The 19,659-nt window shown below is 59.8% G+C and carries 33 protein-coding genes; all 33 read right to left on the minus strand.

What is annotated here, in order from left to right; translation table 11 throughout:
• Positions 1-148: 148 nt before the first annotated feature.
• The 33 genes from rplQ to rpsL all read right to left on the minus strand — a co-directional run bounded on the left by rplQ (position 149) and on the right by rpsL (position 19,554).
• Positions 149-544: a 50S ribosomal protein L17 gene (gene rplQ / locus GQ57_RS20435; protein ID WP_006477175.1), complete on the minus strand. Its 396-nt coding sequence runs from the start codon at positions 542-544 to the stop codon at positions 149-151.
• Between the two features lie 137 nt (positions 545-681).
• The gene (locus GQ57_RS20440) at positions 682-1,659 is read right to left on the minus strand and encodes a DNA-directed RNA polymerase subunit alpha (protein WP_006477176.1); all 978 of its coding nucleotides are present in this window, start codon (positions 1,657-1,659) and stop codon (positions 682-684) included.
• A gap of 124 nt (positions 1,660-1,783) precedes the next feature.
• A complete protein-coding gene (rpsD, locus tag GQ57_RS20445) occupies positions 1,784-2,407 on the minus strand; it encodes a 30S ribosomal protein S4 (RefSeq protein WP_011350679.1) in 624 nt (207 codons plus the stop codon).
• A gap of 154 nt (positions 2,408-2,561) precedes the next feature.
• Entirely contained in the window at positions 2,562-2,963 is a 402-nt protein-coding gene (gene rpsK / locus GQ57_RS20450; RefSeq protein ID WP_004197937.1) for a 30S ribosomal protein S11, read from the minus strand.
• A 28-nt stretch (positions 2,964-2,991) separates the two neighbouring features.
• Complete coding sequence (rpsM, locus tag GQ57_RS20455; protein WP_006400641.1) at positions 2,992-3,357, minus strand: 30S ribosomal protein S13; 366 nt, start codon at positions 3,355-3,357, stop codon at positions 2,992-2,994.
• A 38-nt stretch (positions 3,358-3,395) separates the two neighbouring features.
• Positions 3,396-3,512: a 50S ribosomal protein L36 gene (gene rpmJ, locus GQ57_RS20460; RefSeq protein ID WP_004199844.1), complete on the minus strand. Its 117-nt coding sequence runs from the start codon at positions 3,510-3,512 to the stop codon at positions 3,396-3,398.
• A 20-nt stretch (positions 3,513-3,532) separates the two neighbouring features.
• Complete coding sequence (gene infA, locus GQ57_RS20465; RefSeq protein ID WP_004521905.1) at positions 3,533-3,751, minus strand: translation initiation factor IF-1; 219 nt, start codon at positions 3,749-3,751, stop codon at positions 3,533-3,535.
• Positions 3,752-3,759: 8 nt separating this feature from the next.
• Complete coding sequence (gene secY, locus GQ57_RS20470; RefSeq protein ID WP_031400140.1) at positions 3,760-5,109, minus strand: preprotein translocase subunit SecY; 1,350 nt, start codon at positions 5,107-5,109, stop codon at positions 3,760-3,762.
• A gap of 42 nt (positions 5,110-5,151) precedes the next feature.
• Entirely contained in the window at positions 5,152-5,586 is a 435-nt protein-coding gene (rplO, locus tag GQ57_RS20475; protein ID WP_006482880.1) for a 50S ribosomal protein L15, read from the minus strand.
• Between the two features lie 26 nt (positions 5,587-5,612).
• The gene (gene rpmD / locus GQ57_RS20480; RefSeq protein WP_006400644.1) at positions 5,613-5,795 is read right to left on the minus strand and encodes a 50S ribosomal protein L30; all 183 of its coding nucleotides are present in this window, start codon (positions 5,793-5,795) and stop codon (positions 5,613-5,615) included.
• Positions 5,796-5,810: 15 nt separating this feature from the next.
• Positions 5,811-6,329 carry a 30S ribosomal protein S5 gene (gene rpsE, locus GQ57_RS20485; protein ID WP_006482895.1) on the minus strand — a complete coding sequence of 173 codons (519 nt, stop codon included), beginning with the start codon at positions 6,327-6,329 and terminating at the stop codon, positions 5,811-5,813.
• A 14-nt stretch (positions 6,330-6,343) separates the two neighbouring features.
• The gene (rplR, locus tag GQ57_RS20490) at positions 6,344-6,709 is read right to left on the minus strand and encodes a 50S ribosomal protein L18 (RefSeq protein WP_006477183.1); all 366 of its coding nucleotides are present in this window, start codon (positions 6,707-6,709) and stop codon (positions 6,344-6,346) included.
• A 12-nt stretch (positions 6,710-6,721) separates the two neighbouring features.
• Positions 6,722-7,252, minus strand: a complete 531-nt coding sequence (rplF, locus tag GQ57_RS20495; RefSeq protein ID WP_031400141.1) for a 50S ribosomal protein L6 — start codon at positions 7,250-7,252, stop codon at positions 6,722-6,724.
• 18 nt (positions 7,253-7,270) lie between these two features.
• Positions 7,271-7,666: a 30S ribosomal protein S8 gene (rpsH, locus tag GQ57_RS20500; RefSeq protein ID WP_009687199.1), complete on the minus strand. Its 396-nt coding sequence runs from the start codon at positions 7,664-7,666 to the stop codon at positions 7,271-7,273.
• A 14-nt stretch (positions 7,667-7,680) separates the two neighbouring features.
• Positions 7,681-7,986, minus strand: coding sequence for a 30S ribosomal protein S14 (gene rpsN, locus GQ57_RS20505; protein ID WP_006482884.1), 306 nt, complete (start codon positions 7,984-7,986; stop codon positions 7,681-7,683).
• A 7-nt stretch (positions 7,987-7,993) separates the two neighbouring features.
• Complete coding sequence (rplE, locus tag GQ57_RS20510) at positions 7,994-8,533, minus strand: 50S ribosomal protein L5 (RefSeq protein WP_006482882.1); 540 nt, start codon at positions 8,531-8,533, stop codon at positions 7,994-7,996.
• A gap of 16 nt (positions 8,534-8,549) precedes the next feature.
• On the minus strand, positions 8,550-8,858 hold the full coding sequence (gene rplX, locus GQ57_RS20515) for a 50S ribosomal protein L24 (protein ID WP_006477187.1): 309 nt from the start codon (positions 8,856-8,858) through the stop codon (positions 8,550-8,552).
• A gap of 9 nt (positions 8,859-8,867) precedes the next feature.
• On the minus strand, positions 8,868-9,236 hold the full coding sequence (gene rplN, locus GQ57_RS20520; RefSeq protein WP_013696372.1) for a 50S ribosomal protein L14: 369 nt from the start codon (positions 9,234-9,236) through the stop codon (positions 8,868-8,870).
• A 309-nt stretch (positions 9,237-9,545) separates the two neighbouring features.
• Positions 9,546-9,818 (minus strand): 30S ribosomal protein S17, encoded by a 273-nt coding sequence (rpsQ, locus tag GQ57_RS20525; protein WP_006752928.1) that lies wholly within the window; start codon positions 9,816-9,818, stop codon positions 9,546-9,548.
• Positions 9,815-10,009 (minus strand): 50S ribosomal protein L29, encoded by a 195-nt coding sequence (gene rpmC / locus GQ57_RS20530; protein ID WP_006400652.1) that lies wholly within the window; start codon positions 10,007-10,009, stop codon positions 9,815-9,817. Before rpmC ends, rpsQ begins: the two co-directional genes overlap by 4 nt.
• A 9-nt stretch (positions 10,010-10,018) precedes the next feature.
• The gene (gene rplP / locus GQ57_RS20535) at positions 10,019-10,435 is read right to left on the minus strand and encodes a 50S ribosomal protein L16 (RefSeq protein WP_006752927.1); all 417 of its coding nucleotides are present in this window, start codon (positions 10,433-10,435) and stop codon (positions 10,019-10,021) included.
• A gap of 2 nt (positions 10,436-10,437) precedes the next feature.
• The gene (gene rpsC / locus GQ57_RS20540) at positions 10,438-11,238 is read right to left on the minus strand and encodes a 30S ribosomal protein S3 (RefSeq protein ID WP_006482899.1); all 801 of its coding nucleotides are present in this window, start codon (positions 11,236-11,238) and stop codon (positions 10,438-10,440) included.
• Positions 11,239-11,249: 11 nt separating this feature from the next.
• On the minus strand, positions 11,250-11,579 hold the full coding sequence (gene rplV, locus GQ57_RS20545) for a 50S ribosomal protein L22 (RefSeq protein ID WP_004199272.1): 330 nt from the start codon (positions 11,577-11,579) through the stop codon (positions 11,250-11,252).
• Between the two features lie 12 nt (positions 11,580-11,591).
• Complete coding sequence (gene rpsS, locus GQ57_RS20550) at positions 11,592-11,867, minus strand: 30S ribosomal protein S19 (protein WP_004199273.1); 276 nt, start codon at positions 11,865-11,867, stop codon at positions 11,592-11,594.
• A 10-nt stretch (positions 11,868-11,877) separates the two neighbouring features.
• Positions 11,878-12,705 carry a 50S ribosomal protein L2 gene (rplB, locus tag GQ57_RS20555; protein WP_006482900.1) on the minus strand — a complete coding sequence of 276 codons (828 nt, stop codon included), beginning with the start codon at positions 12,703-12,705 and terminating at the stop codon, positions 11,878-11,880.
• A gap of 2 nt (positions 12,706-12,707) precedes the next feature.
• Entirely contained in the window at positions 12,708-13,022 is a 315-nt protein-coding gene (gene rplW, locus GQ57_RS20560; protein ID WP_004199275.1) for a 50S ribosomal protein L23, read from the minus strand.
• Positions 13,019-13,639, minus strand: a complete 621-nt coding sequence (gene rplD / locus GQ57_RS20565; protein WP_011350675.1) for a 50S ribosomal protein L4 — start codon at positions 13,637-13,639, stop codon at positions 13,019-13,021. The genes rplW and rplD overlap by 4 nt, the downstream gene beginning before the upstream one ends.
• Complete coding sequence (rplC, locus tag GQ57_RS20570) at positions 13,639-14,289, minus strand: 50S ribosomal protein L3 (RefSeq protein ID WP_006482922.1); 651 nt, start codon at positions 14,287-14,289, stop codon at positions 13,639-13,641. Before rplC ends, rplD begins: the two co-directional genes overlap by 1 nt.
• A gap of 178 nt (positions 14,290-14,467) precedes the next feature.
• Complete coding sequence (gene rpsJ, locus GQ57_RS20575; protein WP_004199280.1) at positions 14,468-14,779, minus strand: 30S ribosomal protein S10; 312 nt, start codon at positions 14,777-14,779, stop codon at positions 14,468-14,470.
• Between the two features lie 295 nt (positions 14,780-15,074).
• Complete coding sequence (gene tuf, locus GQ57_RS20580) at positions 15,075-16,265, minus strand: elongation factor Tu (RefSeq protein WP_017333531.1); 1,191 nt, start codon at positions 16,263-16,265, stop codon at positions 15,075-15,077.
• Between the two features lie 39 nt (positions 16,266-16,304).
• Positions 16,305-18,407 (minus strand): elongation factor G, encoded by a 2,103-nt coding sequence (gene fusA, locus GQ57_RS20585; RefSeq protein ID WP_031400142.1) that lies wholly within the window; start codon positions 18,405-18,407, stop codon positions 16,305-16,307.
• A 123-nt stretch (positions 18,408-18,530) separates the two neighbouring features.
• On the minus strand, positions 18,531-19,001 hold the full coding sequence (gene rpsG / locus GQ57_RS20590) for a 30S ribosomal protein S7 (RefSeq protein WP_006477195.1): 471 nt from the start codon (positions 18,999-19,001) through the stop codon (positions 18,531-18,533).
• 172 nt (positions 19,002-19,173) lie between these two features.
• Positions 19,174-19,554 (minus strand): 30S ribosomal protein S12, encoded by a 381-nt coding sequence (rpsL, locus tag GQ57_RS20595; RefSeq protein ID WP_006400662.1) that lies wholly within the window; start codon positions 19,552-19,554, stop codon positions 19,174-19,176.
• Positions 19,555-19,659: the final 105 nt, after the last annotated feature.

Here is a 19,659-nt window from a genome sequence, read left to right on the forward strand (position 1 = left end):
GGCACGCGCCGGCTGCCCCGTATCGTAGCGCAGCACGCACAACGCTGCCGGCACCGCCTCGCGACAATCGATCGCAGCCGGCGCCTCGAAAACAAAAAGGGCCAAGCAATTGCTCGGCCCCTTTCAGATACTGCTGCGTACCGGAAGCTTACTCGGCTTCTTGCACGTTTTCCGTTTCGTCGACTTCCGGACGATCGAGCAGCTCGACCAGTGCCATCGGTGCGTTGTCGCCGACGCGGAAGCCGAACTTCAGCACGCGCAGGTAGCCGCCCGGACGGTTCGCGAAACGCGGACCGAGCACGTCGAACAGCTTCGCCACCGAGTCACGATCGCGCAGGCGGTTGAACGCCAGGCGACGGTTTGCCAGCGACGGCTTCTTGCCGAGCGTGATCAGCGGCTCGACGACTTTACGGAGTTCCTTCGCCTTCGGCAGCGTCGTCTTGATGACTTCGTGCTCGATCAGCGAGTTGGACATGTTACGGAGCATAGCCAGACGGTGGCTGCTCGTGCGGTTCAGTTTCCGCAGACCATGACGATGGCGCATTTCAGTTTCCTTGATTCAAAGTTTTGATCCAGCTCTTCTATCGCACCTCGACGGGTGCACGGGCCGGTAGCGAAAAAAGCAAGATGCGGATTTTAAAGGAAAATCCGCATCTTTGCCAACTACTGCAACAACCGTGATTACTTGTCGAGACCAGCCGGCGGCCAGTTTTCGAGCTTCATGCCCAGCGTGAGACCGCGCGAAGCGAGTACTTCCTTGATCTCGTTGAGCGACTTGCGACCGAGGTTCGGCGTCTTCAGCAGCTCGTTTTCCGTGCGCTGGATCAGGTCGCCGATGTAGTAGATGTTCTCGGCCTTCAGGCAGTTCGCCGAACGAACCGTCAGCTCGAGATCGTCCACCGGACGCAGCAGGATCGGATCGATCTGCGGTGCACGCGACGGCGCTTCGGCTGCCGTTTCCGTGCCTTCCAGCGCCGCGAACACCGACAGCTGGTCGACCAGGATGCGGGCCGATTGACGGATCGCCTCTTCCGGCGTGATCACGCCGCTCGTTTCGATGTTCATCACGAGCTTGTCGAGGTCGGTACGCTGTTCGACACGTGCGCTTTCGACTGCGTAGCTCACGCGGCGAACCGGCGAGAACGATGCGTCGAGGACGATGCGGCCGATGATCTTGGCCGTGTCTTCGCCGTAGCGACGGACGTTGCCGGGCACGTAGCCGCGACCCTTTTCGATCTTGATCTGAACGTCGAGCTTGCCGCCCTTCGACAGGTGCGCAATCACGTGATTCGGGTTGATGACTTCGCAATCGTGAGCCAGCTCGATATCGCCGGCCGTGACAACGCCTTCACCTTCCTTGCGCAGCGTAACCGTCACTTCGTCACGGTTATGCAGCTTGAACACCACGCCCTTCAGGTTCAGCAGCAGGTTGACGACGTCTTCCTGCACGCCATCCAGCGTCGAGTACTCGTGCACCACGCCTGCGATCGTGACTTCGGTCGGCGCGTAGCCGACCATCGACGACAGCAGCACGCGGCGAAGCGCATTGCCCAAGGTATGGCCGTAACCGCGTTCGAACGGTTCCATGACCACCCTCGCGTGGTTCTCGCCCAGCGATTCCACGGCGATGATCTTGGGTTTCAGCAAACTGGTTTGCATGGGCTTTCCTTTTCAATACCCTCGGCTCGTTACACCGATAAGGCTGACCGGTAACAACCAGAAAATAAACAGCCGAGGCCCCTCCTTGCGCAACGCAATCGGGGTACCTCGGCCGTCAATCGGATTAACGCGAATACAATTCGACGATCAGGCTTTCGTTGATGTCGCCTGCGATTTCAGCGCGTTCCGGCATTTGCTTGAACGTGCCTTCGAACTTCTTCGCATCGACTGCAACCCAGCTCGGCATGCCGCCTTGCTCGGCCAGCGACAGCGCTTCGACGATACGCGCTTGCTTCTTCGCCTTTTCGCGAATCGCGACGACGTCACCCGACTTCACTTGCTGCGACGGGACGTTCGCGACGACGCCGTTCACCGTGATCGACTTGTGGCTCACCAGCTGACGCGCTTCAGCGCGGGTCGAGCCGAAGCCCATGCGATACACGACGTTGTCGAGGCGCGACTCGAGCAGTTGCAGCAGGTTTTCACCCGTGTTGCCCTTGCGGCGGTCGGCTTCAGCGAAGTAGCGGCGGAACTGACGCTCCAGCACGCCGTAGATACGCTTGACCTTCTGCTTTTCGCGCAGCTGCGTACCATAGTCGGACGTACGTGCGCCCGAGGTACGGCCGTGCTGACCCGGCTTGCTGTCGAGCTTGCACTTGTCGGCGAGCGAGCGGCGCGCGCTCTTCAGGAACAGGTCGGTGCCTTCACGGCGGGACAGCTTGGCTTTGGGGCCGATATAACGTGCCACTTTGCATTCCTTTATCAATCAGTCACGCGGATCGAAATCCACGCTAGTCCGCTCCCTTTGGGGCGAACGGTGGGCTTAGTCAATCAAAAAAGCAACGCCCGTCGACGCTACGCGGCGACAGGCAATGTGCCAGCACGAACGTGCCAGCACACCTTTAGATACGACGACGCTTCGGCGGGCGGCAGCCGTTGTGCGGAATCGGGGTGACGTCCGAAATCGCGGTGATCTTGATGCCGAGGCCGTGCAGTGCGCGCACTGCCGACTCGCGACCCGGGCCCGGGCCCTTGATCCGCACTTCCAGATTCTTCACGCCGTATTCCATCGCGACGCGGCCAGCCGACTCGGCTGCGACCTGGGCAGCGAACGGCGTCGATTTGCGCGAGCCCTTGAAGCCCTGACCGCCCGACGTCGCCCATGCCAGTGCGTTGCCTTGGCGATCGGTGATCGTGATGATCGTGTTGTTGAACGACGCGTGAACGTGAACCACGCCTTCAGCGACGTTCTTCTTAACCTTCTTGCGAACGCGTTGCGCCGCGGTGTTCGAAGCCTTAGCCATTACGTTTTCCTGTAACTGTCAGTTCCGCTTACTTCTTCAGCGCTTGCGCTGCACGACGCGGACCCTTGCGAGTACGTGCGTTCGTACGCGTACGCTGACCGCGCATCGGCAGGCCCTTGCGATGACGAACGCCACGGTAGCAACCGAGGTCCATCAGGCGCTTGATGTTCATCGTCACTTCACGGCGCAGATCGCCTTCGACGACAAACTTGCCCACTTCTTCACGCAGCTTTTCCAAGTCTGCGTCGGTCAGGTCCTTGACCTTCTTCGAAAAATCGACGCCAGCTGCCACGCAGATGCTGCGCGAACGGGTGCGGCCGATACCAAAGATAGCCGTCAGGCCAATCTCGGTATGCTGGTGATTCGGGATGTTAACCCCTGCGATACGAGCCATTGTTTTTCCTCAAACAAAAAGCGCAAACAAACGCGCGGTCAGCCTTGGCGCTGCTTGTGGCGCGGATCCGAGCTGCAGATCACGCGAACGACGCCTTTGCGCTTGATGATCTTGCAATTGCGGCAAATGCGCTTAACCGATGCCATCACTTTCATGATAATACCCTTTTTTCAAATCACTTCGCCCGGAACACGATCCGCGCACGAGACAGATCGTAAGGCGTCAATTCAACCGTCACCTTGTCGCCCGGGAGAATGCGGATGTAGTGCATCCGCATCTTTCCGGAGATATGCCCCAACACGACATGGCCGTTTTCCAGCTTCACACGGAAGGTCGCATTCGGGAGGTTTTCGATCACCTCACCTTGCATCTGGATTACATCGTCTTTGGCCATAGTCCTTTTTAACGCATTGGGATGTTGCCGCCCTTGAAGTTGGCCTTCTTGAGCAGTGACTCATACTGTTGCGACATAACGTACGACTGCACCTGCGCCATAAAGTCCATCGTGACGACGACAATGATCAGCAGCGACGTTCCACCAAAATAAAACGGCACGTTCCAGCGCAGCACCAGGAATTCCGGCAGCAGACACACAAAGACGATGTAGATCGCACCGGCCAGCGTCAGACGCGTGAGGATGCGGTCGATATATCGTGCGGTCTGATCGCCCGGACGGATGCCCGGAACAAACGCGCCGCTCTTCTTCAGGTTGTCCGCGGTTTCCCTGCTGTTGAACACCAATGCGGTGTAGAAGAAGCAGAAAAACACGATCGCCAGCGTGTACAGCAGCACGTAGACCGGCTGGCCCGGCTTCAGCGCTTCCGCAACGTTATGCAACGTATTGGAAATCCAGCTTCCCGACGGCTGACCGGTACTGAACCAGCCGAGAATCGTTGCCGGGAACAGAATGATCGACGACGCGAAGATCGGCGGAATCACGCCCGACATGTTCAGCTTCAACGGCAGGTGCGACGACTGCCCGCCGTAGATCTTGTTGCCGACCTGGCGCTTCGCGTAGTTCACGAGGATCTTGCGCTGACCGCGTTCGATGAACACGACCAGGTAAGTCACCGCGGCAATCAGAACGACGATGATGATCGCCGAGAACGGCCCCATCGAACCCGTTTTCACCAGTTCGAGCAACCCACCCACGGCATTCGGGAACCCTGCTGCGATCCCGCCGAAGATGATGATCGAGATACCGTTGCCCAGACCGCGCTCGGTAATCTGCTCGCCAAGCCACATCAGGAACATCGTACCGGTTACCAGCGTCACGACCGTGGTCAGGCGGAACAGCATGCCGGGATCGGTGACGAGGCCCGGCTGGTTTTCCAGCGCAGCCGCGATACCGAACGCCTGGAAGGTCGCGAGCACCACGGTGAAATACCGCGTGTACTGCGTGATCTTCCGTTGCCCTGCCTGCCCTTCCTTCTTCAGCGCCTCGAGCTGCGGCGAGACGATCGCCAGCAACTGCATGATGATCGACGCCGAAATGTACGGCATGATCCCCAGCGCAAAGATCGTGAAGCGGGAAAGCGCGCCACCCGAGAACATGTTGAACATGCCCAGGATGCCGCCCGCCTGGCTCTGGAACAGCTTCGCCAGTTGATCCGGATCGATGCCCGGCACGGGAATGTGCGCGCCGATGCGATAGACGATCAGCGCCAGGAGCAGGAACATCGCTCGCCGGCGCAGATCGCCGAATTTCGCCGTGCTTCGACCGGGTTTTGCAAGACTCGGGCTGTTAGCCAAGTACCTTCTCCGATGAATGCAAGTGACGACGCGCTACGCGTGTCACTCGGCGAACGAACCGCCAGCCGCTTCGATCGCAGCGCGCGCACCCTTGGTGGCACCGAGACCCTTCACGACGATCTTGCGCTTCAGTTCGCCCGTCGCGATGATCTTTGCGCTCTTCGTCAGCTCGCCGACCAGGCCGGCTTGCTTCAGTGCGAGCAGATCGATTTCATCGACCGGCAGCTTCTCGAGGTCGCCCAGGCGCACTTCACCGACGAATTCCTTCGTCAGCGACGTGAAGCCGCGCTTCGGCAGACGACGTTGCAGCGGCATCTGACCGCCTTCGAAACCGACTTTGTGGAAGCCGCCCGAACGCGATTTCTGACCCTTGTGACCACGGCCAGCCGTCTTGCCGAGGCCCGAACCGATGCCACGGCCGACGCGACGCTTGGCGTGCTTGGCGCCAGCTGCCGGCTTCAGGTTATTCAATTCCATATCAACTCCTTGATCCGTAGCGCCGCTTACGCGATGACCTTAACGAGGTACGAGACCTTGTTGATCATGCCGCGGACCGCCGGCGTGTCCTGGAGCTCGCTAACCGAGTTGAGTCGGCGCAGGCCCAGACCACGCACGGTCGCACGGTGCGATTCGCGGGTCCCGATCAGGCTCTTAACGAGCTGAACCTTGACAGTTTTTTCAGACATGGTGACCACCCGGGCTTAGCCCAAAATTTCTTCGACGGACTTGCCGCGCTTCGCCGCGATGTCTGCCGGGGTGGACTGCTTGCGCAGACCGTCCAGCGTGGCGCGAACGAGGTTGTACGGGTTCGTCGAACCGTGGCTCTTCGCCACGACGTTCTGAACGCCCATCACGTCGAACACTGCGCGCATCGGGCCGCCGGCGATCACGCCCGTACCTGCCTTCGCCGGAGCGAGGAGGACGGCCGATGCGCCGTGCTTGCCGTGCACTTCGTGTTGCAGCGTGCCGTTCTTGAGCGGCACCTTGAACATGTTGCGGCGAGCTTGTTCCATTGCCTTCTGGACAGCGACCGGCACTTCCTTCGCCTTGCCCTTGCCCATACCGATGCGGCCATCGCCGTCGCCAACCACGGTCAGTGCGGCGAAGCCGAGAATACGGCCACCCTTCACGACCTTGGTCACGCGGTTGACCGAAATCATCTTTTCACGAAGGCCGTCGTCGCGCTCGTCAGCCTGAACTTTCGCTTGCATCTTTGCCATGACGAATTCCTTCCTTAGAACTTGAGCCCAGCTTCGCGAGCTGCCTCAGCCAGCGCCTTGACGCGGCCGTGGTAGCGGAAGCCCGAGCGGTCGAAGGCGACGGATTCGATGCCGGCAGCCTTTGCCTTCTCGGCAATACGCTTGCCGATCAGCGTCGCGGCATTAACGTTGCCGCCCTTGCCCGACTTGTCGGCCAGTTCTGCGCGCACTTCTGCTTCGAGCGTCGACGCGCTGGCGAGCACCTTGGTGCCGCAGGGCGAGAACACTTGAGCGTAGATGTGCGTGTTCGTGCGATGCACGGCGAGACGCGCGACCTGCAGCTCAGCGATCTTGATACGCGTCTGGCGAGCGCGGCGCAGGCGAGATTGAGTCTTATCCATGATTGCGCACCCTTACTTCTTCTTCGTTTCTTTGAGGATCACAACCTCGTCGGCATAGCGCACGCCCTTGCCCTTGTAGGGCTCCGGCGGACGGTAACCGCGGACTTCCGCAGCCACTTGACCGACTTGTTGCTTGTTGATCCCCTTGATCACGATTTCGGTTTGCGTCGGGGTTTCAGCCTTGACGCCTTCCGGCATCTGGTGCACCACCGGGTGCGAGAAACCCAGCGACAGGTTCAGCTTGTCGCCTTGCGCTTGTGCACGATAACCGACGCCAACCAGCGTCAGCTTGCGCTCGAAACCCTTGGTCACGCCGTGCACGGCATTCGCGATGATCGCGCGCATCGTGCCCGACAGTGCATTTGCTTCGCGGCTTTCGTTCACCGGCGACAGGTTCAGCGTGCCGTCGTTGTTCGCCACGTTCACGAGCGGATTGATCGCTTGCGTGATGGTGCCCAGCGGGCCCTTGACGATGATTGCACCGTCGGCCAGCTTGACTTCCGCGCCTTGCAGCGCGATCGGGCTTTTACCTACTCGAGACATGTTTCTCTCTCCTCGGCTTTAAGCGACGTAGCAGATGACTTCGCCGCCGACGCCGGTAGCGCGCGCCTTGCGGTCGGTCATCACGCCCTTCGGCGTCGACACGATTGCCACGCCGAGGCCGTTCATGACCTGCGGAATGTCGTTACGACCGCGGTACACGCGCAGGCCAGGCTTCGACACGCGCTCGAGGCGTTCGATAACCGGACGGCCGGCGTAGTACTTCAGCGCGATGTTCAGTTCTGCCTTCGCGCCTTCGCTCTTCACCGCGAAATCGTCGATATAACCTTCGTCCTTCAGGACTTGCGCGATTGCAACCTTGACCTTCGACGAGGGCATCGCGACCGATACCTTCTCGACCATCTGCGCGTTGCGGATGCGAGTCAGCATATCGGCGATAGGATCACTCATGCTCATTTACGTTTCTCCTATTACCAGCTCGCCTTGGTCAGGCCAGGAATCTCGCCACGGAATGCGATTTCACGAATCTTGTTACGCGCGAGGCCGAATTTACGGAACGTGCCACGCGGACGGCCCGTGATCGCGCAGCGGTTACGCTGGCGGGTCGGGTTTGCGTTGCGGGGCAGTTGCTGCAGCTCCAGGCGTGCTTCGTAGCGCTCTTCTTCCGACTTGCTTTGGTCTTCGACGATCGCCTTCAGCGCTTCGCGCTTAGCTGCGAACTTCGCGACCAGGCGGGCGCGCTTCTTTTCACGTTCGATCAGTGCCAGTTTAGCCACGGTAACCTCAGTTTCTGAACGGGAACTTGAAGCTGGCGAGCAGAGCCTTTGCTTCGTCGTCGGTCTTCGCAGTCGTCGTGATGCTGATGTTCAGCCCACGCAGTGCGTCGATCTTGTCGTAATCGATTTCGGGGAAAATGATCTGCTCTTTCACACCGATGTTGTAGTTGCCACGGCCATCGAAAGCACGACCCGACACACCGCGGAAGTCACGCACGCGGGGCAGGGCGACCGTCACGAAACGGTCGAGGAATTCGTACATTGCACGGCCACGCAGCGTCACCATCGCGCCGATCGGGTAACCCTGGCGGATCTTGAAGCCTGCGATTGCCTTGCGCGCCTTCGTGACGACCGGCTTCTGGCCGGCGATCTTCGTGAGGTCGCCAACGGCGTTCTCGATGATCTTCTTGTCAGCGATCGCTTCGCCAAGACCCATGTTCAGCGTGATCTTGGTGATGCGCGGCACTTCCATGACCGACTTGTAACCGAACTTCTCGATCAGGCCGGGCACAACCTTTTCTTTGTAAAACTCTTGAAAACGAGCCATTTTTTACTCCGCTGCGTCAGGCGCTCAGTACGGCACCGGTCGTCTTCAGGAAGCGAACCTTCTTGCCTTCCTCGACCTTGATGCCAACACGCGACGCCTTGCCATTCGCGTCGACCAGTGCGACGTTCGAAATATGCAGGGGCATCGTCTTCGCTTCCACACCGCCCGTCGTACCCTTCATCGGGTTCGGCTTCACATGCTTCTTGACGAGGTTGATACCTTCAACCGTCACATGCTCAGCACCGACAGCCAGCACGACGCCGCGCTTGCCCTTGTCCTTGCCGGTGACAACGATAACTTCGTCACCCTTGCGAATCTTGTTCATCGCGACTCCTTACAGCACTTCCGGCGCCAGCGAAACGATCTTCATGAATCGTTCGCTACGCAGCTCACGCGTCACCGGCCCGAAGATACGGGTGCCGATCGGCTCGAGCTTGTTATTCAAAAGCACAGCGGCGTTGCCGTCGAACTTGATCAGCGAGCCGTCTTGACGGCGGACGCCCTTGGCGGTGCGGACCACCACGGCGTTGTAAATTTCGCCTTTCTTCACGCGCCCGCGCGGCGTTGCCTCTTTGACGGTCACCTTGATGATGTCGCCAATGCTGGCATAACGACGCTTCGAGCCGCCGAGCACCTTGATGCACATGACTTCACGTGCACCCGTGTTGTCGGCTACTTCGAGCCGAGATTCGGTCTGGATCATGGTTTGTCTTTCCCAACTTAATCCGGATGCACCACCATGATGCATACGGTCAGTCTTGGTCCCGTCAGCCAATCGGCTGCTTGGGTTGGAACAGCAGCGACGGCAAACGAAACCCGCCATCGCAATTCGGTGAATCTTTCGGACAGGCTGGCGCCAGTCCGCTTCCCCCACCAACTTCGCCCGCGACGGGGCTCCCATAAAGAGGGAAGACCAGGATTATAACAAATAATCCTGGCCACGCAAGCAAAAACTTTGCGATTTCAAGCACTTCGCGGAGAAGTGCCCGTTACTGCCTACTGCACTGCCCGCTTAGATGACGCGAGCTGCTTCGACGAGGCGCGACACCGTCCAGGCCTTCGTCTTCGAAACAGGACGAGTTTCCTGGATTTCGACGAGATCGCCTTCGTTGCAGGTGTTCGCTTCATCGTGCGCGTGGTACTTCTTCGAGCGCACGACGTACTTGCCGTAGATCGGGTGCTTGACGCGGTGCTCGATCAGCACGGTGACGGTCTTGTCCATCTTGTTGCTGACGACCCGACCGACCAGCGTCCGCTTCAGCGAGGTTTTCACGCTATCGTTCATTTCTGGTTCGCCTTCTGAGTCATGACGGTCCGCACACGTGCGATGTCGCGACGAACCTTCTTCAGCTGGCTCGTGTTCGTGAGCTGCTGGGTCGCGAGTTGCATGCGCAGGCCGAATTGCGCCTTCAGCAGGTCCGCCAGCTCCTTGTTGAGCGCGGCCTGGTCTTTCTGGAGAAGTTCGGAAGCCTTCATGTTTTCTCCTTAGGCGCCGAGCTGGCGCACGATGAATGCCGTCTTCAGCGGCAGCTTGGCTGCAGCCAGACGGAACGCTTCGCGTGCCAGTTCTTCGGTTACGCCGTCCATTTCATAGAGCATCTTGCCCGGCTGAATCTCGGCGACGTAGTACTCCGGGTTACCCTTACCGTTACCCATACGCACTTCCGCCGGCTTCTGCGAAATCGGCTTGTCCGGGAAGATCCGGATCCAGATGCGGCCGCCACGCTTGATGTGACGCGTCATTGCACGACGCGCCGCTTCAATCTGGCGTGCGGTCAAACGACCGCGACCGATCGCCTTCAGGCCGAAGTCACCGAACGACACTGCGTTGCCGCGCGTCGCCTTGCCGGTGTTACGACCCTTCTGCTCTTTACGATACTTCCTGCGTTTCGGTTGCAGCATCGTTATTCTCCAGTCTTGCCGTCTTCGGGCTTGCCGGCGCCACGGCGCGGTGCGCCACGACGAGCACCCGGAGCGCCGCCTTCGCCGTCACGGCGCGGACGACGGTCGCCCGGACGCGCATTGCGACGCGGACGCTTGTCTTCGGCTACTTCTTCCACCACCGGTGCGTCGTTGCGGCCGAGCGTGTCGCCCTTGTAAACCCACACCTTGACGCCGATGATCCCGTAGGTCGTCTTCGCTTCCGAGGTCGCGTAGTCGATATCAGCACGCAGCGTGTGAAGGGGCACGCGACCTTCGCGATACCACTCCGTACGAGCGATTTCGATACCGTTCAGACGGCCCGCGCTCATGATCTTGATGCCCTGGGCACCCAGACGCATCGCGTTCTGCATCGCACGCTTCATCGCGCGACGGAACATGATCCGGCGCTCGAGCTGTTGCGTGATCGAGTCAGCGATCAGCTGAGCATCGGTTTCCGGCTTGCGGATCTCTTCGATGTTGACGTGAACCGGCACGCCCATGCGGCGTTGCAGTTCCGTCTTCAGCTGTTCGATATCCTCGCCCTTCTTGCCGATGACCACACCCGGACGCGAGCTGTAAATCGTGATGCGCGCGTTCTTCGCCGGACGCTCGATGACGACCCGACCGACCGAAGCGTTCTTCAGCTTCTTCTTCAGGTATTCACGAACACCGATGTCTTCCTGAAGCATCGCCGCGAAATTGTTGTTGTTCGCGTACCAACGCGAAGCCCAATTGCGGCTGACAGCCAGGCGGAAGCCAGTCGGATGAATTTTCTGTCCCATCGTATGGCTCCTTAATTCCCGACCGTCACAGTGATGTGACAGGATTGCTTCTCGATGCGGTTACCGCGGCCCTTGGCGCGCGCGGTGAAACGCTTGAGCGATGCAGCCTTGTCGACGTAGATGCTCTTGATCTTGAGCTCGTCGATATCGGCGCCTTCGTTGTGCTCCGCATTCGCGATTGCCGACAGCACAACCTTCTTCACGATGCCAGCCGCTTTCTTCGGCGAGAACGTCAGAACGTTCAGCGCCTTGTCGACCGGCAAACCGCGGATCTGGTCAGCCACAAGGCGCGTTTTTTGCGCCGAGATGCGGGCACCGCGATGAATTGCTTTCACTTCCATCTTGATTGCCCCTTATTTCTTGGCCTTCTTGTCGGCCGCGTGACCCTTGAACGTACGGGTCAGTGCGAACTCGCCAAGCTTGTGGCCGACCATGTTTTCCGAGATGTACACCGGAACGTGTTGACGGCCGTTATGAACGGCGATCGTCAGGCCGATGAAATCCGGCAGAATCGTCGAGCGACGCGACCAGGTCTTGATCGGCTTTTTGTCGCGCGAAGCTGCAGCCGCCTCAACTTTCTTCAGCAAATGGGCGTCGCAGAACGGACCTTTTTTTACAGAACGTGCCATTGCCTACTCCTTAACGCTTGTGACGGCGCTGGACGATCATCGTCGTCGTGCGCTTGTTGCTACGGGTGCGATAACCCTTAGCCGGCGTACCCCACGGGCTAACCGGATCGCGACCTGCAGCCGTCTTGCCCTCACCACCACCGTGCGGGTGATCAACCGGGTTCATCGCAACGCCACGCACCGTCGGGCGGATACCGCGCCAGCGGTTCGCGCCAGCCTTGCCGATCTGGCGCAGGCTATGCTCTTCGTTGCCGACTTCACCGATCGTTGCACGGCACTCGATGTGCACGCGGCGGATTTCGCCCGAACGCAGACGAACCTGCGCGTAGACGCCTTCACGTGCGAGCAGCATGGCCGACGTGCCAGCCGAACGCGCCATTTGCGCGCCCTTGCCCGGCAGCATCTCGATGCAGTGGATCGTCGTACCGACCGGAATGTTGCGGATCGGCAGCGTGTTGCCTGCACGGATCGGCGCTTCCGAACCCGACATCAGCTGTTGGCCGACGGTCAGGCCCTTCGGGGCGATGATGTAGCGGCGTTCGCCGTCTGCGTAGAGCACCAGCGCGATGTTCGCGCTACGGTTCGGGTCGTACTCGAGACGCTCGACCTTTGCCGGAATGCCATCCTTCGTGCGACGGAAATCGACGATACGATAGTGCTGCTTGTGACCACCACCCTTGTGACGCGTGGTGATACGGCCGTTGTTGTTACGGCCGGCGGTCGAGCTCTGCGAGTCGAGCAGTGCCGCGAACGGCTTGCCCTGGTGCAGGTTCTTGTTGACCACCTTGACCATCGCGCGGCGACCCGGCGAAGTCGGTTTAACTTTAACGATTGCCATGATTACTTGGCCTCCGCTTCAAAGTTGATTTCCTGGCCGGGCTTCAGGCAGACATACGCCTTCTTCACGTCCTTGCGGCGGCCCATCGAACGGCCAAAGCGCTTTTGCTTGCCCTTCTGAACCAGCACGTTGACGGAATCAACTTCAACCTTGAACAGCAGCTCGACAGCCGCCTTCACTTCCTGCTTCGTGGCATCCGGTGCGACTTCGAACACGACTTGCTCGTTCTTGTCGGCAACCAGCGTCGCCTTTTCCGAGATCACCGGTGCGAGCAGGACCTGCATCAAACGATGATCGTTCTTGCGAATCTCGCTCATGACAGCAACTCCTCGATCTGGGCGACCGCAGCCTTCGTGACCAGCACTTTCTTGAAGTAGATCAGCGACAGCGGGTCAGCGTAGCGCGGCTCGACAATTGCCACGTGCGGCAGGTTGCGCGATGCCAGGTACAGGTTTTCGTCAACCGTGTCGGTGATGATCAGCACGGAGTCGAGACCCATGGTCTTGAATTTTTCGGCCAGCAGCTTGGTCTTCGGCGCTTCGAGGATGATGTCCTCGACAACCGACAGACGGCCTTCACGGGCCAGCTGCGAGAAGATCGAGCAGAGACCTGCGCGATGCATCTTCTTGTTGACCTTGTGCGAGAAGTTCTCTTCCGGCGAATTCGGGAAGATACGACCACCGCCACGCCACAACGGGCTCGACGACATACCGGCACGAGCACGGCCCGTACCCTTCTGGCGCCACGGCTTCTTGGTCGTGTGCTTGACTTGCTCACGGTCCTTCTGTGCGCGGTTACCCTGGCGAGCATTCGCCTGGTAAGCGACGACGACCTGGTGGATCAGCGCTTCGTTGTAGTCACGACCGAACACGACGTCCGATGCGTTGACCACTGCACCTTCCTGACCATTTTCGTTCAGGAGCTTGAGTTCCATTATTTCGCCCCCTTGGTCTTGACGGCCGGCGTCACGAAGACCTTGCCGCCCTTCGCGCCCGGAATCGCACCCTTCACGAGCAGCAGCTTGCGCTCTGCGTCGATACGAGCGATTTCGAGGTTCTGCACCGTCACCGTCACGTCACCCATGTGACCCGTCATGCGTTTACCCGGGAAAACACGACCCGGATCCTGCGCCATACCGATCGAGCCCGGCACGTTGTGCGAGCGCGAGTTACCGTGCGTGGCACGGCCGGAGGAGAAGTTGTAACGCTTGATCGTACCGGCGTAGCCCTTACCGATCGACACGCCTTGCACGTCGACCTTCTGGCCCACTTCGAAAAGATCTGCACCGACCACGGCGCCATTCGACAGCTCGGCTGCCTTGGCCGCGTCAATGCGGAATTCCTTGAGGATTTCACCGGCTTCGACACCGGCTTTGGCGAGATGACCTGCCAGCGGCTTCGTCACGCGCGATGCGCGGCGGGAGCCGAATGCAACCTGCACGGCCGTGTAGCCGTCGGTTTCAACAGTCTTGATCTGCGTCACGCGGTTGTCCGACACGTCCAGCACGGTGACGGGAATCGAATCCCCTTCCGCCGTGAAGATACGGGTCATGCCAACCTTGCGACCTACGAGTCCAAGGCTCATCATTTTCTCCATTCCCGACTGCGATTGGTCGGGGCTGATTTACAAAATGCCGGGCACGCAAGGCCCAACTTTTTTACGCGAATACGCGAAAAGCCAAGCAGTATAGCCCGACCTCGCGATTTCCGCAAGCAATACAAAGACTTAGCGCCACACGGCAGACCGGTTGGCGCCGAAAGCCTTACTGCAGCTTGATTTCCACGTCGACGCCAGCCGGCAGGTCGAGCTTCATCAGCGCGTCAACCGTCTTGTCGGTCGGATCGACGATGTCCATCAGGCGCTGGTGGGTGCGGATTTCGAGCTGATCGCGCGACGTCTTGTTGACGTGCGGCGAACGCAGGATGTCAAAACGCTGAATGCGCGTCGGCAGCGGCACCGGGCCACGGACGATTGCGCCAGTCCGCTTCGCGGTATCGACGATCTCGGCTGCCGATTGATCGATCAGACGATAGTCGAAAGCCTTCAGGCGAATGCGGATTTTCTGTTGCTGCATGACGATTCCTTGAAAAGAGCGAGGCGATCTTGCATCGCCGGACACCAAAAGAACGTGAAACGTGACGCCTGCGGGGAGCGAGACATCAGGTTCCGGACAGTACTTCCACTGCTAAGCCCGCGATTCTACACGAAATTCTGGAGCGATGGTGCGAGTTTGTCGTCCCGCTTGCCGTCGCACGCAGCGCACCGAAAAAACAAAACCGGGTGCCAGCGCAAGCTGGACACCCGGTTTCGACGGTACAACTGCATACCGCGGAATCGCGGACCCCGTCGGGATCCGCGGATCGTCGATGTTACTCGATGATCTTGGCGACGACGCCGGCGCCGACCGTACGGCCGCCTTCGCGGATTGCGAAGCGCAGACCTTCTTCCATCGCGATCGGAGCGATCAGCTTCACCGTGATCGACACGTTGTCGCCCGGCATCACCATTTCCTTGTCCTTCGGCAGCTCGATCGAGCCCGTCACGTCCGTCGTACGGAAGTAGAACTGCGGACGGTAGTTGTTGAAGAACGGCGTGTGACGGCCGCCTTCGTCCTTGCTCAGCACGTACACTTCAGCCGTGAAGTGCGTGTGCGGCGTGATCGAACCCGGCTTCGCCAGAACCTGGCCACGCTCCACGTCTTCACGCTTCGTGCCGCGCAGCAGGATACCGACGTTGTCGCCCGCTTGACCTTGGTCCAGCAGCTTGCGGAACATTTCCACGCCCGTGCAGGTCGTCTTCACCGTCGGCTTGATACCGACGATTTCGATTTCCTCGCCGACCTTGACGATGCCGCGCTCGACGCGACCCGTCACCACCGTGCCACGACCCGAGATCGAGAACACGTCTTCCACCGGCATCAGGAATGCGCCGTCAACTGCGCGCTCCGGCGTCGGGATGTACGTGTCCAGCGCGTCCGCCAGGTTCATGATCGCCACTTCGCCCAGCTCGCCCGTGTCGCCTTCCAGCGCCAGCTTGGCCGAACCCTTCACGATCGGCGTGTCGTCGCCCGGGAAGTCGTACTTCGACAGGAGTTCGCGAACTTCCATCTCGACCAGCTCGAGCAGTTCAGCGTCGTCCACCATGTCGCACTTGTTCAGGAACACGATGATGTACGGAACGCCAACCTGACGCGCCAGCAGGATGTGCTCACGCGTTTGCGGCATCGGGCCGTCTGCTGCCGAGCAAACCAGGATCGCGCCGTCCATCTGCGCTGCGCCCGTGATCATGTTCTTCACATAGTCAGCGTGGCCCGGGCAGTCGACGTGTGCGTAGTGGCGGTTAGCCGTTTCGTACTCGACGTGTGCCGTGTTGATCGTGATGCCGCGCGCCTTTTCTTCCGGTGCCGCGTCGATCTGGTCGTATGCCTTCGCTTCGCCGCCGAACTTCTTCGTCAGAACCGTCGTGATCGCTGCCGTCAGCGTCGTCTTGCCGTGGTCAACGTGACCAATCGTACCAACGTTCACGTGCGGCTTGGTCCGCTCGAATTTACCTTTTGCCATGATTCTCTTCTTTCAAAAATAATCGATTGTGATAGCGAATTACTTCGACTTCGCGCTGATGATCGCTTCTGCAACGTTCTTCGGAGCTTCAGCGTAGTGCTTGAACTCCATCGTGTACGTTGCGCGACCTTGCGTGAGCGAACGCAGCGACGTGGAATAGCCGAACATTTCCGACAGCGGCACTTCGGCGCGCACGATCTTGCCGCCGCCCACCATGTCGTCCATGCCCTGGATAATGCCGCGACGACCCGACAGGTCACCCATCACGTTACCCATGAAGTCTTCCGGCGTTTCCACTTCAACGGCCATCATCGGCTCGAGCAGAACCGGATCCGCGCGGCGCATTGCTTCCTTGAACGCCATCGAACCAGCCATGCGGAACGCATTTTCGTTCGAGTCGACGTCGTGGTACGAACCGAACGTCAGCGTGACCTTCACGTCGACGACCGGGAAGCCTGCCAGCACACCGCTCTTCAGCGTTTCCTGGATACCCTTGTCAACCGACGGAATGTATTCACGCGGAATCACGCCGCCCTTGATCGCGTCGATGAACTCGTAGCCCTTGCCCAGTTCGCTGCGCTCGAGCGTGATGACCGCATGGCCGTACTGACCGCGACCGCCCGACTGCTTGACGAACTTGCCTTCGACGTCCGCGGCCGACTTGCGGATCGTTTCGCGGTAAGCAACCTGCGGCTTGCCGACGGTCGCTTCCACGCCGAATTCACGCTTCATCCGGTCAACCAGAATTTCGAGGTGGAGCTCGCCCATGCCCGAAATGATCGTTTGACCCGATTCTTCGTCGGTCTGCACGCGGAACGACGGATCTTCCTGTGCCAGACGGTTCAGCGCCAGGCCCATCTTTTCCTGGTCAGCCTTGGTCTTCGGCTCGACAGCCTGCGAAATCACCGGCTCCGGGAACACCATGCGCTCGAGCACGATCGGATGTGCCGGATCGCACAGCGTGTCGCCGGTGGTCGCTTCCTTCAGGCCGACCGCGGCAGCGATGTCGCCTGCACGGACTTCCTTGATTTCTTCACGCTGGTTCGCGTGCATCTGCAGAATACGGCCGAGGCGTTCCTTCTTGCCCTTGGTCGCATTGAGCAGCGTGTCGCCCGAATTGACGACGCCCGAGTAGACGCGGAAGAAGATCAGCTGGCCGACGAACGGGTCGGTCATGATCTTGAACGCGAGCGACGAGAACTTCTCGTCGTCGGAAGCACGACGCTCCGTCTTCTCGCCGTTTTCGAGTTCGCCCGTAACCGGCGGAATGTCGACCGGCGACGGCAGGAAGTCGATCACGGCGTCGAGCATACGCTGCACGCCCTTGTTCTTGAACGCGGTACCGCACAGCATCGGCTGGATTTCGCACGCGATCGTACGGTCACGCAGACCCTTCACGATCTCGTCTTCCGTCAGCGAACCTGCTTCCAGGTACTTGTTCATCAGGTCTTCGCTCGACTCGGCAGCGGCTTCGACCATCTTTTCACGCCACTCGTTGCACGTGTCGGCGAGTTCCGCCGGGATGTCGACGTAGTCGAACTTCGTGCCTTGCGACGCTTCGTCCCAAATGATCGCCTTCATCTTGATCAGATCGACGACGCCCTTGAAGCCTTCTTCCGCACCGATCGGCACCACGACCGGAACCGGGTTCGCCTTCAGGCGCAGACGGAGCTGGTCGTAGACCTTGAAGAAGTTCGCGCCGGTACGGTCCATCTTGTTGACGAACGCGAGACGCGGCACCTTGTACTTGTTCGCCTGGCGCCACACCGTTTCCGACTGCGGCTGCACGCCGCCCACTGCGCAGTACACCATGCACGCGCCGTCGAGCACGCGCATCGAGCGCTCGACTTCGATCGTGAAGTCGACGTGGCCCGGGGTGTCGATGATGTTGATGCGGTGTTCCGGATAGTTGCCGCCCATGCCCTTCCAGAAGGCCGTGGTAGCAGCGGACGTGATCGTGATGCCACGCTCCTGTTCCTGCTCCATCCAGTCCATCGTGGCTGCGCCGTCGTGGACTTCACCGATCTTGTGGTTCACACCGGTGTAAAACAGAATGCGCTCGGTCGTCGTCGTTTTGCCGGCGTCGATGTGAGCGCTAATACCGATATTGCGGTAGCGCTCGATAGGAGTCTTGCGAGCCACTTTGATCCTCTACTGGGATGACACGATGCAGCCCTGCTGCATCGTGCTTCAACACAAACGGGCGAGGCGCCTGAAAAGCGCACCCGCCCGGAATTTATTTCCGCAAACAGCCCAGCCAGGCGCTTAGAAACGGAAATGCGAGAACGCGCGGTTGGCTTCTGCCATGCGGTGAACTTCGTCGCGCTTCTTCATCGCGCCGCCACGGCCTTCGGCCGCTTCGGAGAGTTCACCTGCCAGGCGCAGGGCCATCGACTTCTCGCTACGCTTCTTCGCAGCCTCACGCAGCCAGCGCATCGCCAATGCCATACGACGCGACGGGCGCACTTCGACCGGAACTTGATAGTTGGCACCACCAACGCGGCGGCTCTTCACTTCGACCACCGGCTTCACGTTGTTGAGCGCAACCGTGAACACTTCCAGCGGGTCCTTGCCACCCTTGGTCTGGATTTGTTCGAATGCGCCATAAACGATGCGTTCTGCGACCGACTTCTTGCCGGACAGCATCAGCATGTTCATGAACTTGGCAACATCAACGTTACCGAACTTCGGATCCGGCAACACTTCCCGCTTGGGGACTTCGCGACGACGCGGCATGATTCTTCCTTTACTTGTTCAGTTGGAGCTGGTTCCAGCTCCGCGGCCACCAACAAACCCGATCACATCTTCACGACTAACCAGCTTGGCCGGGTGACCACTTACTCGACAGCACCGGCAATCCGGCACTCCCGCCTTGACCGCCCTGCGGCGATCCCTGATCAAAAACTGCTTACTTGGCAGCCTTTGCACGCTTCGCGCCGTACTTCGAGCGCGCTTGCTTACGGTCCTTGACGCCCTGGGTATCCAGCGAGCCGCGAACCATGTGGTAACGCACACCCGGCAAGTCCTTCACACGGCCGCCGCGGATCAGCACAACCGAGTGTTCCTGCAGGTTGTGGCCTTCACCGCCGATGTACGAAATCACTTCGAAGCCGTTCGTCAGACGAACCTTGGCGACCTTACGGAGTGCCGAGTTCGGCTTCTTCGGCGTCGTCGTGTACACACGGGTGCACACGCCGCGACGCTGGGGGCAGTCCTGCAGGGCCGGGCTCTTGCTCTTCGTCGTTTCCGACTGACGGCCTTTGCGAACCAGTTGGTTGATGGTTGGCATTGTTTATTCCTGAAATTGAACAAAATCTGCGCATCGATTTCGGGCAAAGCGAGAATCGGCGCACAGTTGACTTCCGAACCGGCGAAACGGGTGCGAACTTTCGAA

This window comes from Burkholderia sp. MSh2, from assembly GCF_000731655.1.
In the GTDB taxonomy this organism is placed as follows: Bacteria; Pseudomonadota; Gammaproteobacteria; order Burkholderiales; family Burkholderiaceae; genus Burkholderia; species Burkholderia paludis.

Bases quoted from the DNA above. Each gene is read 5' to 3' on its own strand.
- rplQ (WP_006477175.1), bottom strand. From the start codon at position 544: ATGCGCCATCGTCATGGTCTGCGGAAACTGAACCGCACGAGCAGCCAC.
- GQ57_RS20440 (WP_006477176.1), bottom strand. From the start codon at position 1,659: ATGCAAACCAGTTTGCTGAAACCCAAGATCATCGCCGTGGAATCGCTG.
- rpsK (WP_004197937.1), bottom strand. From the start codon at position 2,963: ATGGCTAAGGCTTCGAACACCGCGGCGCAACGCGTTCGCAAGAAGGTT.
- rpsM (WP_006400641.1), bottom strand. From the start codon at position 3,357: ATGGCTCGTATCGCAGGGGTTAACATCCCGAATCACCAGCATACCGAG.
- rpmJ (WP_004199844.1), bottom strand. From the start codon at position 3,512: ATGAAAGTGATGGCATCGGTTAAGCGCATTTGCCGCAATTGCAAGATC.
- infA (WP_004521905.1), bottom strand. From the start codon at position 3,751: ATGGCCAAAGACGATGTAATCCAGATGCAAGGTGAGGTGATCGAAAAC.
- rplO (WP_006482880.1), bottom strand. From the start codon at position 5,586: ATGGAATTGAATAACCTGAAGCCGGCAGCTGGCGCCAAGCACGCCAAG.
- rpmD (WP_006400644.1), bottom strand. From the start codon at position 5,795: ATGTCTGAAAAAACTGTCAAGGTTCAGCTCGTTAAGAGCCTGATCGGG.
- rpsE (WP_006482895.1), bottom strand. From the start codon at position 6,329: ATGGCAAAGATGCAAGCGAAAGTTCAGGCTGACGAGCGCGACGACGGC.
- rplR (WP_006477183.1), bottom strand. From the start codon at position 6,709: ATGGATAAGACTCAATCTCGCCTGCGCCGCGCTCGCCAGACGCGTATC.
- rplF (WP_031400141.1), bottom strand. From the start codon at position 7,252: ATGTCTCGAGTAGGTAAAAGCCCGATCGCGCTGCAAGGCGCGGAAGTC.
- rpsH (WP_009687199.1), bottom strand. From the start codon at position 7,666: ATGAGCATGAGTGATCCTATCGCCGATATGCTGACTCGCATCCGCAAC.
- rplE (WP_006482882.1), bottom strand. From the start codon at position 8,533: ATGGCTCGTTTTCAAGAGTTTTACAAAGAAAAGGTTGTGCCCGGCCTG.
- rplX (WP_006477187.1), bottom strand. From the start codon at position 8,858: ATGAACAAGATTCGCAAGGGTGACGAAGTTATCGTTGTCACCGGCAAG.
- rplN (WP_013696372.1), bottom strand. From the start codon at position 9,236: ATGATCCAGACCGAATCTCGGCTCGAAGTAGCCGACAACACGGGTGCA.
- rpsQ (WP_006752928.1), bottom strand. From the start codon at position 9,818: ATGAACGATAGCGTGAAAACCTCGCTGAAGCGGACGCTGGTCGGTCGG.
- rpmC (WP_006400652.1), bottom strand. From the start codon at position 10,009: ATGAAGGCTTCCGAACTTCTCCAGAAAGACCAGGCCGCGCTCAACAAG.
- rplP (WP_006752927.1), bottom strand. From the start codon at position 10,435: ATGCTGCAACCGAAACGCAGGAAGTATCGTAAAGAGCAGAAGGGTCGT.
- rpsC (WP_006482899.1), bottom strand. From the start codon at position 11,238: ATGGGACAGAAAATTCATCCGACTGGCTTCCGCCTGGCTGTCAGCCGC.
- rplV (WP_004199272.1), bottom strand. From the start codon at position 11,579: ATGGAAGTGAAAGCAATTCATCGCGGTGCCCGCATCTCGGCGCAAAAA.
- rpsS (WP_004199273.1), bottom strand. From the start codon at position 11,867: ATGGCACGTTCTGTAAAAAAAGGTCCGTTCTGCGACGCCCATTTGCTG.
- rplB (WP_006482900.1), bottom strand. From the start codon at position 12,705: ATGGCAATCGTTAAAGTTAAACCGACTTCGCCGGGTCGCCGCGCGATG.
- rplW (WP_004199275.1), bottom strand. From the start codon at position 13,022: ATGAGCGAGATTCGCAAGAACGATCATCGTTTGATGCAGGTCCTGCTC.
- rplD (WP_011350675.1), bottom strand. From the start codon at position 13,639: ATGGAACTCAAGCTCCTGAACGAAAATGGTCAGGAAGGTGCAGTGGTC.
- rplC (WP_006482922.1), bottom strand. From the start codon at position 14,289: ATGAGCCTTGGACTCGTAGGTCGCAAGGTTGGCATGACCCGTATCTTC.
- rpsJ (WP_004199280.1), bottom strand. From the start codon at position 14,779: ATGCAGCAACAGAAAATCCGCATTCGCCTGAAGGCTTTCGACTATCGT.
- tuf (WP_017333531.1), bottom strand. From the start codon at position 16,265: ATGGCAAAAGGTAAATTCGAGCGGACCAAGCCGCACGTGAACGTTGGT.
- rpsG (WP_006477195.1), bottom strand. From the start codon at position 19,001: ATGCCGCGTCGTCGCGAAGTCCCCAAGCGGGAAGTGTTGCCGGATCCG.
- rpsL (WP_006400662.1), bottom strand. From the start codon at position 19,554: ATGCCAACCATCAACCAACTGGTTCGCAAAGGCCGTCAGTCGGAAACG.